Genomic DNA, 15,444 nt, shown 5'->3' on the forward strand with positions numbered 1-15,444 from the left:
CCCCACTGATTAAAGTTTCACTTTATTTCACTATTAATTTTAATGCGGACTGTAATTGTAGATCATTTTCTCCAGAACGGATTTTTTCAATAATTTTAGTTTGAATCGCCTCAGCTGTCTTTTTATCAAGCTGTCCCGTCGCTTCCATCTCATTCGCATTTTGGAATGCTTTCAGCGCTGATTCTGTCTCTTTACTAAAGTATCCATCTTCACGCCCTGGTACATATCCTAAACTCTTAAGCATTTCTTGCGCGTGTTTTACTTGCACATCATTTGAATTGTATGAAAGTGTCTTTTCAATTTGAATTGGTGTCGCATGATAATAATCTGGTTGCTTCACTTCTACTGTTGGCGCGATTCCTTTTTTATGAATCCAGTTTCCATCCGGTGTTAACCATTTAAACATCGTTAATTTAATGTTGCTGCCATCTTTAAATGGAACGGCTTGCTGAACAGTACCTTTACCAAACGTTTTTTCACCAATTAAATCGTATCCTTCTCCCTCTTTTAGCGCACCCGCTAAAATCTCTGAAGCAGAAGCACTTCCGTTATCAATTAATACTGAAATTGGATATGGCTTTTTCTCTTTCAGTTCCGTAGAGAATTTCTTTTTCTCACCATTTCGTTGCTCTACTTGTAGCATCGGCTTTTTATCCGTCATAATTTCCCCTAGTATCTCTTCTACACTATTTAAGTAGCCACCAGGATTACCACGCACGTCAATAACTAAGCCTTTTATGTTTTTCTTCTCTAACTCTTTTAACTGATCCTTAAATTCTTTCGCTGTATTTTCAGCAAAAGAAGTGATTTGCATATAACCGATATCTTTTCCGCTCTCTTGTTTCACAGAACTAAACACCGTGAAGATTGGAATTTTTTCACGCTTAATTTTAAATACAATCGGATCAGCTACTCCTGCACGCTTAATTTCAATCGCGACAGTCGTTCCTTTTTTACCACGAATCTTTAATACTGCTTCTTCACGTGATAAATCTTTCACACTATTTCCATCTACAGATAAAATTTGGTCATTCGGTTTAATTCCAATCTTTTCTGCCGGTGAGCCTTTAATTGGAGATACGATAATGAGCTTACCGTCCGTTTTGTTCACCTCAGCCCCGATCCCCTCTAGCTCAGGATCAAGTGATTCACTAAACTGTTTAGCCGTTTCTTTATCCATATACGTGGAATAAGGGTCCTTCAGCGTAGACAACATGCCTTGTATTGCACCTTCGACTAACTTGTCATCCTTCACGTCTTCCACATAACGTGAATCAATTAGTGCATACGCCTCATTAATTTTTGCCAAATTCCCTTGTGAGGTGCTAGCGTTTCCACTCGAAATTGTTTGCGTTACTTCTGCTGGGTTAACCCCAAATAAAGACATACCTGCAAACATTCCGCCAGCACCAATTAAAAATGCAACAACCATTCCAATAATTGCAACTCTACGTTTCAATGCGGAATTCCCCTTTCCAAAACACACAGGTGGTGTAGCAAAAGGCATCACACAGTGTGTGATGCCTTTACCTATTTCTACTATATGATAAGCTTGTACGAATTATGTTTGCAACTTTTTATACTTTTAAGAAGCGACGAATTGACATTACACTTCCCCACATACCGATTAAAGCCCCGATTAACACTAGTAAACCAGCTAATTGGAATACGAAAGGACTGTATGGTAGAAGTTCGAAAATTGTTCCGCCAAGTTTTTCGTTAAACACACTTTGTAGTGAATTATACGTAGCTAGAATTAAGCCAATTGGAATAATTGATCCTAATACTCCTAGGAATAATCCCTCTAATAAGAACGGCCAACGAATAAACCAGTTTGTTGCACCTACCAGTTTCATAATTTCGATTTCTGTACTACGAGCATAAATTGTAATTTTAATTGTATTAGAGATTAAGAACATCGCTGTGAATAAAAGACCTGCAATTAACGCAATCCCGATATTACGTCCTGTTTTTACAGTATCAAATAATTTTTCAACTTGACCTTTACCGTATTGAACATTACTTACAAACTGCATTTTCTCAATCTTTTTCGCGATTGTCGCTGTATCTGTTGGTTCTTTTGCTTTTACAATGAATACGTTTTTAAGTGGGTTATCTTGTTCAAATAACTCAAACGTTTTTCCGCTATCACCTAAGCTTTTAATTAAGCGTTTTAGCTCTTCTTCTTTAGAAGAATATTTAATAGATTCTACTTTTGCAATCTTACTCATATCATCTTCTAATTTCTTTTGATCAGCTTCTTTTGCTGCTGGATCAATGTGTACACGAATTTCTACATCTTGCTCTACTTTCGTCGCAAAATGGTTCATATTCATTATCGCTGTTAAAAAGACACCTACAAGTAATAATGTAACTGTTACTGCACTAACAGAAGCAAATGTCATCCATCCGTTACGTGATAGATTCTTTACACCTTCTCGCAAATGTCGACTAAGGGTCTTAGCCTTCATATCCGTATCCTCCCTCAATCTCATCTCGAACAATTTTTCCGCCTTCAATCGCGATTACACGATGACGAATTGTATTTACGATATCTGAGTTATGTGTCGCCATAACAATCGTTGTACCACGCTCGTTAATACGCGTAAAAATCTTCATAATATCAAGAGCTGTTTCAATATCTAAGTTACCTGTTGGCTCATCGGCAATTACAACCTTCGGTCTATTAACAATTGCTCTCGCAATCGCAACACGTTGCTGCTCTCCGCCCGAAAGTTCACTTGGTAGTGCGTCTGCACGATCCTCAAGACCTACAAGACCTAAAACTTCTGTTACACGCTCACGAATGGCTTCTTTTTCTTCTTCAATTACTTCTAAAGCAAACGCAACATTCTCATATACCGTTAACTTAGGTAGTAATTTAAAATCTTGGAAAATTACGCCTAATTGACGACGGAAATATGGAACATCTCTTTCTGCTAATGTTTCAATAACAAGTCCATTTACATTAATTGATCCTGTAGATGGCTTCTCTTCACGATACATCATTTTAATAAATGTAGATTTCCCGGCTCCACTCGGTCCAACTACGTATACAAACTCACCTTGTTTAATGTTAACTGTGAGACCAGCAATGGCTTTCATACCATTCGGGTACTCCTTATAAACATTCGTCATTTTTATCATTATTTATCACCCAATACTTAATGATTTTTTTCGAAATACTTTTCTGTACATCTGAAAATAAAAGATAACCTTTTATTCTCGCTTAACCACTCTTGTTGAAGGTAGCTTCCATTCATGCTTTTTATTAGCAGCGCTACTCTATGTAATATATTTCAGCAAAATTCTACAAACCTCATTGTAACATCAAACGGTTTCCAGTTCGGATACATTTTTGTTACAGTTATGTTACATCAAAAAAAAAGGAAACGAGTCGTCATAGTTCTTACCCAAAATCATTTTGGGATAAGATTATATAACCAACCCGTCCAGTTCACCCTTTTTATTTATGTTCAGCTAACCACTCAGCTACTTTTTTCGCATCCTCACCTTGAATAATTCCTGGTGACATGGAACCGCGACCTTTTTCAATAATCTTTTCAATCTCTGCTGCATCATATTTCTGTCCCACTTTTCGTAAATCCGGTCCAGTTGCTCCCGATAAATCTTTCGCGTGACAGCCTATACAACTTTTTTGGTAAATTTGCTCTGCGCTATCTGTGCTTGCAGATTGTTTCGAAGGCTTACTCTCTTCTTTATTTCCACATGCTCCTAAAGCAAAAACGACTGATGTTCCTAACGCAATAGCCAACAATTTCTTTTTCACTTCTATCGCTCCCCATTGTTGATATTCTTTTCATTCCTAACACACTCATTTTCATTATAAGCATTATCTTTATATAGAAAAACTAAGGTATATTTCATATTTTTCAAAAATACAGTAAAAACCCTGATAATATAAAGCTTTCATAAGTTGTTTCAATTCTGTGAACAACATAAAAACTTCTATAAAGAATTCTTGTTGAACAGAAAATCAGAAAAGTTCTGTTCAAGTCTTACTCTATTGCCGCTCTGTTTTACTATTCTCTACTTTTTACAATACAATATACAACATTGTATGCTACATATAATCTCATCAAAAAGAGAAGTTGTCGTTTCCAACTTCTCTTCCTCTTTACTTCATCTATAGAAATAAAATCAAATTCTTTATATCCTCGATTATCCTCAGCATACGCCGACAACTTTGTTGGCTTTTTTTCGCTTATTAGATGCGAGAACGTAAGTAAGCATCAATAAATGGATCAATTTCTCCATCCATAACTGCTTGCACGTTCCCAACCTCTGTATTTGTACGGTGGTCTTTCACAAGAGAATACGGGTGGAATACGTAAGAACGAATTTGGCTACCCCATCCGATTTCTTTTTGTTCACCGCGAATTTCATCTAACTCCGCTTGTTGCTCTTCTAATTTCTTTTGGTATAATTTCGCTTTTAACATTTTCATCGCGTGCTCACGGTTTTTAATTTGTGAACGCTCTGACTGACATGTTACAACTGTGTTTGTTGGTGTATGTGTAATACGAACTGCTGAGTCTGTCGTATTAATATGCTGTCCACCTGCACCACTTGCACGGTACGTATCAACTTTTAAGTCTTCTGAACGTATTTCGATTTCAACTTCATCATTGAACTCAGGTACGACTTCACAAGATACGAACGATGTATGACGACGGCCTGAAGAATCGAATGGCGAGATACGTACAAGACGATGTACACCTTTCTCTGCCTTTAAATAACCGTAAGCGTTATGACCTTTAATTAATAAAGTAACACTCTTAATACCAGCTTCATCACCTGGTAAGTAGTCAACCGTTTCTACTTTAAACCCACGTTTTTCAGCCCAACGTGTGTACATACGTAATAACATAGAACCCCAGTCTTGTGACTCTGTTCCACCAGCACCTGGGTGTAATTCTAAAATAGCGTTATTTTTATCATAAGGATCGCTTAGTAGTAGCTGAAGCTCATACTCATTCATTTCTTGAATTAAGCCTTTCACTTCTGATTCAAGCTCCTCATGTAAATCTTCATCATACTCTTCTTTTAAAAGCTCATGCGTGATTTCTAAATTTTCGAAGGTCTCATCTAACTGACGGAACTTTCCAACCATCTCTTTCAGTGCATTAGCTTCGTTAATTACAGCTTGTGCGCCTTGTTGGTCATCCCAAAATCCTGCACCCATCATTGTCTCTTCTAACTCTGCAATTTGTTTCTCCTTAGTAGGAAGGTCAAAGAGACCCCCTAAAAGCCGCTAATCTCTTAGCCATTTTCTCTAATTCTTGTCTAATTTCTACTAATTCCATTTCCTTCACCTCTATGTAATTGCTGTTACTTTCTTATGAGAACAAGGGAAACTCTCTCCACTTATGACGGAGAGAGTTTAAACTTTCTTAATTATACATTTTTGATGTAAAATTTCGCAAAGCAATCTGGGCTACCGCCCTGTATTACTTCCCGATACCACAGCAGTTTTTATATTTTTTACCGCTACCACATTTACATAAATCGTTGCGGCCTACTTGGTCACCTTTTACAACTGGTTTTTTCTTCTCTTCTTCGCCATCGCTAGATGGATGAACAGCTTCACCTTGAACAACTTCTTGACGCTCTAAGTTTTGTTCAATTTCAGCTTTCATAATGTAACGAGAAATTTCCTCTTCAATAGAAGCAATCATTGACTCGAACATTGCGAATCCTTCCATTTGATACTCACGAAGTGGATCAATTTGACCGTAAGCACGTAAATGAATACCTTCACGAAGGTGATCCATCGCATCAATATGCTCTGTCCATTTCGTATCTACTACACGGAATACAACAACTTTTTCGAACTCACGCATTTGCTCTTCTGGCAGAAGCTTTTCTTTGTCGTTGTAACGCTCTATTAATTTCGCGATAATTGGCTCGCTCATTTCCTCTGGAGCAAGACGACGTAACTCTTCTTCTTTTATATCGCCTTCTTGCAGAAGGTTGGCATTTAAGTAGTCAACAAGACCTTTAATGTTCCAATCTTCTTCAATTTCCTCTTGTGTATGAAGCGCAACAGCACGTTCTACTGTAGATTTCATCATACCTTCAATAATACTGCGTAAATTCTCAGAATCCATTACTTCTTGACGCTGTTTGTAAATAACTTCACGTTGCTGACGAAGTACATCATCGTACTGCAGTAACTGCTTACGTGCATCATAGTTATTTCCTTCTACACGTTTTTGTGCAGATTCTACCGCACGAGAAACCATTTTACTTTCAATCGGCTGTGAATCATCCATACCAAGACGATCCATCATCGCTTTCATATTGTCAGAACCGAATCGGCGCATTAGTTCATCTTCCATAGACAAGTAGAACTGCGTTACACCAGGGTCCCCTTGACGACCAGCACGACCACGTAACTGATTATCAATACGACGGCTTTCGTGACGCTCTGTACCGATAACTGCTAGACCAACGTTTTTAATATCGTCTCCAAGCTTAATATCCGTACCACGACCAGCCATATTCGTCGCAATCGTTACAGCACCTTTCATACCAGCTTCTGCAATGATATCTGCTTCACGCGCATGGTTTTTCGCGTTTAAAATGTTATGGCGTACACCTTTACGTGTTAACATTTTTGAAATAAGCTCTGATGTTTCAATTGCAACTGTACCGACAAGAATAGGTTGCCCTTGTTTATGACGATTTACAATATCCTCAACAACTGCATTGAATTTGCCTTCCATTGATTTGAAGATTAAATCAGCACGGTCATCACGAATAATATCTTTGTTCGTTGGAATTACGATAACATTCATATTGTAAATACTACGGAATTCTTCTTCTTCCGTTTTCGCTGTACCAGTCATACCAGATAACTTTTCATACATACGGAAATAGTTCTGGAACGTAATTGTTGCGAGTGTCATACTTTCATTTTGAATTTCTACGCCTTCTTTTGCTTCAATAGCTTGGTGCAAACCTTCGCTATAACGACGACCTTTCATAAGACGACCAGTGAATTGGTCTACAATTACGATTTCGCCTTCTTGTACAACATAATCTGTATCAAGATGCATAACAACGTGTGCACGAAGCGCCTGATTAATATGGTGAAGAAGTGCGACATGTTTTAAATCGAATAAGTTTTCAATATGGAAAGCTTTCTCTGCTTTCGTAATACCATCTTCAGTTAACATTACATTTTTCGTTTTCACATCAAATGAATACTCTTTTTCATTTTCTAATGTACGAACGAATGCATTTGCAAACATGTATAGCTCTGTTGATTTTTGAGCTTGTCCCGAAATAATAAGCGGCGTACGTGCTTCATCGACTAAAATAGAATCGACTTCATCGATAATAGCAAAATGAAGTGGACGCTGAACGCACTGTTCTCTATATAAAACCATGTTGTCACGTAAGTAATCGAATCCAAGCTCATTATTTGTGCTATACGTAATATCAGCAGCATAAGCCTCTTGTTTCTCTTCGCGTGACATGCTGTTTAAGTTAATTCCTACTGTTAAGCCTAGGAACTCATGAAGTTGTCCCATTTCGCTCGCATCACGTTGTGCTAAGTATTCATTGACTGTAACAACGTGAACACCTTTTCCTGTTAAAGCATTTAAATATACAGGTAATGTAGATGTTAATGTTTTACCTTCACCCGTTTTCATCTCAGAGATATTCCCTTCATGTAAGGCAATACCACCCATTAACTGCACGCCATACGGACGCATTCCAAGAACACGAGTCGCAGCTTCGCGAACAACTGCAAAAGCTTCTGGAAGTAGATCATCTACTGTCTCACCTTTTGTTAGACGTTCTTTAAATTCAAGCGTCTTTCCTTTTAATTGTTCATCTGTTAGTGGCTTAATAGATGATTCTAATGCATCAATTTGCTCAACTGTCTTCTGCATACGTTTAATTTGGCGTTGATTTACATCAAATACCTTTTTTAAAATACCGATCATAGGAAATACGCTCCTCTTTTTTATTAAAATAAAACTTCCGATTGTTTTTTCTTTTTCTATTACAATCAGTCGTTATAAAAATCAAATGTATGTTATACCAATTTTTCTCCTAATTAAAAAAACTAAAATGTATATACCTAATGATAATTGTAACACTTGTCTTATAACTATGACAACAATCGGCCGAATGTCTCGTTCTAAATTAAGAAAACTTTTAAAAAAAATCTATTTTCAGCAAAAAAAGCGCAGCCATTTCGGCTGCGCTTTTGAATTATTATTTAGTTTCGATTAAACCATATTTCCCATCTTTACGGCCGTATACAACATTAGTTTCATTTGTATCAGCATTTGTGAAGACGAAGAAATTATGTCCTAGCATATCCATTTGTAGGATCGCTTCTTCAACGTCCATCGGTTTTAAATCAAATCGTTTTGTACGTACAAGTTCTAATTCATCCTCTTCTACCGCATCCAGAACAGCTACTGCTTCTGGAAGGATAAAGTTCGTTTTCATAGAACCTTTCTCACGTAACTTACGATTTACCTTTGTTTTATGTTTACGAATTTGTCGCTCAAGTTTATCAACTACTAAATCGATAGCAGCGTACATATCGCTATTAGTTTCTTCTGCACGAAGTAATAAATCAGTAAATGGAATTGTTACCTCGACACGTTGCTTGTCAGAGTATACTTTTAAATTAACTTTAATCTCTGGGAATGTATCAAAATAACGCTCTAACTTACTTAGTTTTTTCTCTACATATTCCTTTAATGCTGGAGTTACTTCAATATTTTCACCACGAATGTTGAATTTCATAGATGAATTCCTCCTTTCAAGCCTATGTACTATAATTTCGACATTGGCTTAAAAACTCCTTCTAACTTTTTTAAAAAAATTAGTGGAATTGCGATTTTTTTATCGTTTTTTGTTGAAATGAAAAGATGCATCGTTTCTATCTTTATTTTATCCTATTAACATCGTGAATAACGAATATAACTGTGGACAATTCGTTACAGAAAAGAAACAACTTTTTGACAACTTGATTCATAACAAAAACCCCTTGCAAAAAACAAGAGGTTCTACCATATATATAACGTTGCCACAAACGCAGCTCTCTCTTCCCAAAAACAATATTCCTACAGTTTTACAACATTAGCTGCTTGTGGTCCACGTGCTCCATCTACAATGTCAAACTCAACTTGTTGTCCTTCTTCTAATGACTTATATCCATCTTGTTGAATAGCAGAAAAATGAACAAACACATCATCACCATCTTCACGCTCAATAAACCCAAATCCCTTTTCTGCATTGAACCATTTCACTCTTCCTTGCATGTTCATTCCATTCCCTTCACTCTAAAAATCAGGGCATTCGCCCCATACTTTGACTATAACGAATGACAACTTACGAAGTCAAAGAAGACTTATCGTCTTTTTATTATCCCTTTCGACAGTTACAGATCAACTTCTACAAAGCGTCAAACTAGAAACTTCCCTTGCTCCTCTATCGTATAAAAGACTTCCAATCTGTCTAACTGTAATTCCTGTCGTATATACATCATCAACGAGTAAAATATGTTGATCATGAAACATATCTTCTCCCTGAAAATAAAAAGGATTACTTCCCGAAAGCCTTTCTTTACGTGTCTTCTTACTTTGCTTTTCTGTTTCCCTTCTTCTTAATGAGGGATAAGAAATTTTGACAGGTAAACATGCTGCTAATAACTCTGCCTGATTAAAACCACGTTCATATTCCCGTTCCCTACTAAGCGGAACAGCAATAACACTTGAAACGCTCGTAAAATGCTTTTGAAACAGCTCCCGAAAGGATCGATAAAAAATATGAACTAACTCCGCATCTCCCCGAAACTTAAACTGTGCTAATATTTCTTTCATCTCATCATCGTACACGTGCAAAGAACGATTTTTAAAAGGACGATACTTCTCCTCTTTTATCCACCTTATGCAATCCACACAAATATCATTTTCTTTATATTCGGAAGTCAAGTCCTCTAAAAGTCGCCCACACTCCATGCAAATCTCTCCTATAATATAGGAAAGTTTCCGCTCACACCTATCACATATATATTTTTTGTGAGACTTTACAAAGAAGGTGTACCAACTAACTGTTTCCAACATATACTCATCGCAAAGTAGACAATGCATTAATCGATTAATCCTTGTTCTTTCGCCTTTTTGTTCATACTTTGAATATGCCTTTTCGCGCGTACCATCGCCTCTGTCTTACCGCAATGAAAATAAACGACCTCGCCATAAGGTTCTTCAAAACTACGACCTGCTCGGCCTGCAATTTGTACAAGCGCACTTTCTGAAAAGATTTCTTCTTCCGCCCCTAACACCGCTACTTGTAAATTCTTCACAGTTACTCCTCTCTCTAAAATTGTCGTTGTAACTAATAACGGAATTTCTCCCTTTCTGAAAGCTGCTACTTTTTCTTTTCTCATCGGATCTTCTGCATGTACACCATCGATTCTAGGATCCAACGTTTTCAATATCAGGCTCAATTCTTCTATATATCGCACATGAGGAACAAATAAAAAAATGGGATACTTTTTGCTTACGTACATTTTTAACCATTGTAGTAACACTCGAGGAATTCTTTTATGGTGGAGACTTTTCTTCCAATTTCCGCACCAGCAAAATAGAGGAACTGGTAACGGATGACGATGGTATCGTCCAGAGACAATGATACCTTTTTGTTTCCCGCTTCTGAAATTACGCTTCCACTTTTCATCTGGAGTTGCAGTTAAATAAATACGCGCTGCTTTCTCTTTCATCGCTTGTTGCACTGCATACTGCAACATTTGATCCGCATGATACGGGAAGGCATCGATCTCATCTACAATCATGACATGAAACGCTCTATAGTAACGTAACAATTGATGAGTCGTTGCAACGACTAACGCTGCATCTTTTTCCCTATCTTCACTTCCTCCGTATAAGGACGCTACATTTACATTTGGAAACACTTTTTGTAATCTCGGCGCTAATTCTAGTACAACGTCTGTTCTTGGCGTTGCGATACAAACCCTTTCTCCTTTTCGCAATGCCTCTTCCATACCGTAAAATAGCATTTCAGTTTTTCCAGCCCCGCACACAGCCCAAATAAAAAAAGAGTCTTTCTTCTTAATAGCTTCTATAACACCTTGCGCTGCCAAATCCTGACCAGTAGACAAGGTCCCGTTCCACTGTAAAGAATTTAAACCTTTTTCTCCTTTTCTTTCAGCGATCCCACGAACAAGTACAGCACATTCACTAACTCTCCCCATCATTATACACTTTCGGCAATACGTACATACTTTACTGCACCTTTTACATAAAAATGATGCAAATAGCCGCTGCTCTATATTTCCGCAGCGCTGACACATATATTTAGAAGCCTTCTTTATTACACCTTGTACACATACGACCTTCCGCTTCTTTTTCAAATCTTGTAATGTATCCCGTAAATCTGAAGAGAGTTCCTCTAATAGTAACTGTTTCCCTGTTAACATCAGCAACCACCTCCATCACTACTATAAACCTTTCTCATAATCTCGTAAAAACTCAAAAAAGCCGATAACCTACTTATAAAATAGTAAGCTATCGACTTTATACACATGTTTTATTCGTTTATAAATCCTAGAATCTACCGTATCCTAAGAAATGTTTTTGGTTGTAGCTACTGCTTAAGCTAGCGTAAGCAATCCCTTTATCACCAGCATGAATCATTTGGCCATTACCAACGTAAATACCGATGTGAGATGGACCTGGTTTATAAGTACCTTGGAAGAATACTAAATCTCCAGGTTGTGGGCTACTTACTTTAGAAACTGAGTTCCAGTAACCTGCAACGTCTTGACGACCTACGCCGAAGATGTAAGAAATGAATCCACTACAGTCAAAACCACCGTTTGATGGAGATGCACTTCCCCAAACATATGGCATACCTAAGTATTGTTGTGCTTTACCAATTACGCCAGGAGCTGGAGCTGGGCCTGGTGTTGGTTCTGCTTTTTTCTCTTCTTTTTTAGGTGCTTCTTTTTTAGGTTCTTCCTTTTTAGGCTCTTCTTTTTGAGCTTGTCCACCATTGTTTGCTGGTGCTGCAGGTGCAGCTTGCTCTGCTGGTGCTTGTGCTGTAGGCGCTTGCGCATCTTTAGCAGCTTGTTCTGCTTGTTTTTGAGCAGCAGCTTCTTGTGCAGCTTTTTCTTGTGCTTCTTGTTCAGCAATACGTTGTAATTGTAGTGCTTGTTTTTCAAGATCTTTCAATTGACTTTCCGTACTTGTCATTGAAGTTACAACTGTATCCATTTTACCGCTTAAATCATTTACTGCTGTTGATTTTTTCGCTTTTTCAGCGTCAAGTTCTTTCTTAGCAGTTTCAATTTGAGCTTGTGCTTCTTTTAATTCTTTTTGCTTTGTTTTTACCGTTTCAACATCTTTTTTCACGTTCGCTTGATCTTCTTGTTGTGTTTTCATGATATCTTCGTCAGACTCAAGAATTTTAGAAACAGAAGTTAAACGATCAACTAAATCTGCAACGTTTTTAGAGTTTACAAGAACTTCTGTTACAACGTTCGTATTTGGTTGTTCTTGAAGTGCAACTAAACGTTTTCTTAATAACTCTTCACGTTTTGCAATTTTCGTTTGTAGTTCTGCAATATCTTTATTTTTATTTTCGATTAATTGCTCAGTATCCGCAACTTTTTTCGTTGTTTCATCAAGTTTTGAAGCATTCTCTTGAACAGATTTATCCAAACCTTGAATTGTTTTGTTTAAGTCATTCATTTGTTTTTGTAATACATCACGTTCTTGTTGTTGTTTATGTAAAGTGTCATTTTGTGTATTAATTTGTGATTTCACGTCAGAAATTTTATCTTCTGCAAATACATTTGGTGTTAGTCCTGAAAACATTAACCCTGCAACTAATGCGCAAGATGCCATTTTTAGCTTTTTCATTTTATTTTTTACACCGCTTTCTTTTGTCTTTTTTCCGTATATAACCTATAAAATTTATACCATAATTCGGGATTTTTTTTGCTAATGTTACGCTATTGTAAAACAAATGTAATATTATATGTAACTCTATCGCAAAATATGCATATTTTTGTATATATGTGTAGAATTTTAAAAGCTTTTTATAAGCAAAGAAAAAAACGCAAGGTTTCCCTTACGTTTTGTTAAATACACTAATACGAATGAAATCAAAACGTTATTTCATCCATTGCTCAGCCCACTTTTGGACTTCATCCATAACACTTTCTAATGCTTTCCCTTTTTCAGTTAAGCCGTACTCGATTCGAACTGGTACTTCCGGATAAACATTACGAACTACAATGCCTTCGCTTTCCAATTCCTTTAAACGCTCTGATAACATACGATCGCTCATATTCGGTATAATATCTGCGATTTCTCTAAAACGTTTTGACTCTTCAAGCAAAGATTTAATAATTAAGCCAGTCCATTTTTTACTAAGCAAAGTAAAAGCTGACTCAAACTTTGGACATAAACAAGAATTATGCTCCATATGTTTCACCTCTCTTCTATTATAATATAGTTTCTTGTAAAAAGTAAGTTATAAAACTTTCCTCATTATTTTATTTTACGCACATTTTATAATTTCCAAATATTAACTTGTCAACTACACGTAAAATATCCGTAAAAAAACCCTCTTCAAAAAGAGAGCTTTTTATATCTTATTACTTCGTATACCATCCAAGACCTAGTGCACCTTCACCTAAATGCGTACCAATTACAGCACCGAAATAACCTGTGCGGATTGTAACATGGGGATATTTTGCTTCTAATTCTGCCTTCCATTCATTCGCTTCCTCTTCACGTTGTGCATGAATGATAACTGCTTCCATAGGTACACCTTGACTTGCTTGCTCATCAAAAATTTCAACAATTCGTTTTAACGCTTTTTTACGTGTACGAATCTTTTCAAATGGAATAATGATTTTATCTCTAAAATATAAAACTGGCTTCACTTGTAACAAACTACCAATGAAAGCTTGTGCACTATTTAATCGTCCTCCACGTTGTAAATGATGTAAATCATCCACTACAAAATAAGCGTCCATCGTTTTCTTCATTTCATCAAAACGGGCAACGATCTCTTTCGGATTTTTTCCTTCGCTTGCTAGCTTTGCACCTTCACGTACATAGAATCCTTGTACTTCACAACTAATTTCAGAGTCGTACGTATATACATCAATACCCTCTACCATTTGCCCGGCTGTCGTTGCCGTTTGATATGTACCACTAATCCCACTTGAAAGATGAATGCTAATAACCGCATCATAATCCTTAGATAGTTCTTCAAATAACTCAACAAACTTTCCGATTGCTGGCTGAGAAGTTTTCGGAAGTTCTTCTTGCTCACGTACTTTTACATAGAAATCATCTACTGAAATTTCAGCTTCTTCTTGATAAGATTCCGTTCCAAACACAACGTTTAATGGAATCATATATATATTGAGTTCATCACGAATATGCTTCGGTATATATGCTGTACTATCAGTAACAATAGCTGTTTTCATTTGCGTACCTGCCTTATAAAAAAGTTTTTATTCCCTAAGTTTACACGAAAACTAAAAATGGTGCATCCATACATAAAAATGCCGATTTGAAATAATACTTACCATCTCGACAAATTACAACAAAAAGTTGAAATACTCACCAAAAATTTTAACTTATTTATAAAAAATGTTTGAATATAAAAACGCTCGCTTTTAAAATGTAAAGTACTAGTCATTTTGGTAGATCGGGACGTATACGAGTGTTATTACAATATTTAACAATCAAAGACTACGGTGAGCACGAAATTGTCATTCAAAAATCAAGATTTATTTGTTATGTTAGCAGAGCTACAACCGAAGCAGAAGCTCAAGAATTTATACAAAAAATAAAAAAACAAAATTGGAATGCCACACATAATTGTTCTGCGTATTTGATTGGCGAACAAGATCAAATCCAAAAAGCAAATGATGACGGAGAACCTAGCGGTACAGCTGGCGTACCTATGTTAGAGGTACTAAAAAAACGCGGTTTAAAAGATACCGTCGTTGTCGTTACACGCTATTTTGGTGGCATCAAACTTGGCGCAGGTGGATTAATTCGCGCATATGGAAAATGTACAAGCGAAGGCATTAATCATGTCGGTGTTGTTCAGCGAAAACTAATGCGTGTTATGCAGACCGAAATTGATTACACATTACTTGGCAAAATTGAAAATGAATTACGTAATTCGAAATATGCGATTAAAGATATACATTATCTCGAAAATGTCACATTTGATACGTATGTAGAAGAAGACGGAAAACAAGCATTCACAGATTGGATGATTGAGTTAACAAATGGGAAATGTACAATTACAGAAGGAGATATGTTGTACTTAGAACAAGATGTTATCTAAGAATAACTACATCCTCACCTTTAAAGATTAATGTAGTGAATTACTTTC

14 protein-coding genes are annotated in these 15,444 nt (G+C 36.6%); 1 reads left to right on the forward strand and 13 read right to left on the reverse strand.

Translation table 11 applies throughout. From position 1 onward, the window contains the following. Positions 1-22: 22 nt before the first annotated feature. The 13 genes from GFJ36_RS26460 to GFJ36_RS26520 form a co-directional block, all read right to left on the reverse strand. Positions 23-1,459 carry a S41 family peptidase gene (locus GFJ36_RS26460; protein WP_000830301.1) on the reverse strand — a complete coding sequence of 479 codons (1,437 nt, stop codon included), beginning with the start codon at positions 1,457-1,459 and terminating at the stop codon, positions 23-25. A gap of 118 nt (positions 1,460-1,577) precedes the next feature. Next, a complete protein-coding gene (gene ftsX / locus GFJ36_RS26465; RefSeq protein WP_087983949.1) occupies positions 1,578-2,471 on the reverse strand; it encodes a permease-like cell division protein FtsX in 894 nt (297 codons plus the stop codon). Beyond that, positions 2,461-3,147 (reverse strand): cell division ATP-binding protein FtsE, encoded by a 687-nt coding sequence (gene ftsE / locus GFJ36_RS26470; RefSeq protein WP_000594325.1) that lies wholly within the window; start codon positions 3,145-3,147, stop codon positions 2,461-2,463. Before ftsE ends, ftsX begins: the two co-directional genes overlap by 11 nt. A 319-nt stretch (positions 3,148-3,466) precedes the next feature. Beyond that, complete coding sequence (cccB, locus tag GFJ36_RS26475; RefSeq protein ID WP_000727965.1) at positions 3,467-3,790, reverse strand: cytochrome c551; 324 nt, start codon at positions 3,788-3,790, stop codon at positions 3,467-3,469. A gap of 438 nt (positions 3,791-4,228) precedes the next feature. Further along, positions 4,229-5,327 (reverse strand): peptide chain release factor 2 gene (gene prfB, locus GFJ36_RS26480; protein ID WP_096001656.1). Its coding sequence is split into 2 segments (ribosomal slippage): positions 4,229-5,254 and positions 5,256-5,327, totalling 1,098 coding nucleotides; the frame shifts between segments, so codons are not numbered across the junction. Between the two features lie 144 nt (positions 5,328-5,471). Further along, positions 5,472-7,979, reverse strand: coding sequence for a preprotein translocase subunit SecA (gene secA, locus GFJ36_RS26485; protein ID WP_097889565.1), 2,508 nt, complete (start codon positions 7,977-7,979; stop codon positions 5,472-5,474). 274 nt (positions 7,980-8,253) lie between these two features. Beyond that, a complete protein-coding gene (gene hpf / locus GFJ36_RS26490; protein ID WP_000671189.1) occupies positions 8,254-8,796 on the reverse strand; it encodes a ribosome hibernation-promoting factor, HPF/YfiA family in 543 nt (180 codons plus the stop codon). Between the two features lie 320 nt (positions 8,797-9,116). Further along, positions 9,117-9,314: a cold shock protein CspC gene (gene cspC / locus GFJ36_RS26495; protein ID WP_001990088.1), complete on the reverse strand. Its 198-nt coding sequence runs from the start codon at positions 9,312-9,314 to the stop codon at positions 9,117-9,119. 126 nt (positions 9,315-9,440) lie between these two features. After that, positions 9,441-10,145: a ComF family protein gene (locus GFJ36_RS26500; protein ID WP_097889564.1), complete on the reverse strand. Its 705-nt coding sequence runs from the start codon at positions 10,143-10,145 to the stop codon at positions 9,441-9,443. Next, positions 10,145-11,494 (reverse strand): ATP-dependent helicase ComFA, encoded by a 1,350-nt coding sequence (gene comFA, locus GFJ36_RS26505; protein ID WP_098230422.1) that lies wholly within the window; start codon positions 11,492-11,494, stop codon positions 10,145-10,147. The genes GFJ36_RS26500 and comFA overlap by 1 nt, the downstream gene beginning before the upstream one ends. 127 nt (positions 11,495-11,621) lie before the next feature. Then, complete coding sequence (locus tag GFJ36_RS26510) at positions 11,622-12,938, reverse strand: C40 family peptidase (protein WP_097889563.1); 1,317 nt, start codon at positions 12,936-12,938, stop codon at positions 11,622-11,624. A gap of 253 nt (positions 12,939-13,191) precedes the next feature. Next, positions 13,192-13,506: a winged helix-turn-helix transcriptional regulator gene (locus tag GFJ36_RS26515; protein WP_088608300.1), complete on the reverse strand. Its 315-nt coding sequence runs from the start codon at positions 13,504-13,506 to the stop codon at positions 13,192-13,194. Positions 13,507-13,678: 172 nt separating this feature from the next. Then, a complete protein-coding gene (locus GFJ36_RS26520) occupies positions 13,679-14,521 on the reverse strand; it encodes a DegV family protein (RefSeq protein WP_088608299.1) in 843 nt (280 codons plus the stop codon). A 239-nt stretch (positions 14,522-14,760) separates the two neighbouring features. Between GFJ36_RS26520 and GFJ36_RS26525 the strand changes: the two genes are divergently transcribed. Next, positions 14,761-15,396, forward strand: coding sequence for a YigZ family protein (locus GFJ36_RS26525; RefSeq protein WP_000926678.1), 636 nt, complete (start codon positions 14,761-14,763; stop codon positions 15,394-15,396). The last annotated feature ends 48 nt before the right edge of the window (positions 15,397-15,444 follow it).

Origin of the sequence: Bacillus sp. EE-W1 (genome assembly GCF_009760835.1) — a bacterium.
Classification (GTDB): Bacteria; Bacillota; Bacilli; order Bacillales; family Bacillaceae_G; genus Bacillus_A; species Bacillus_A wiedmannii.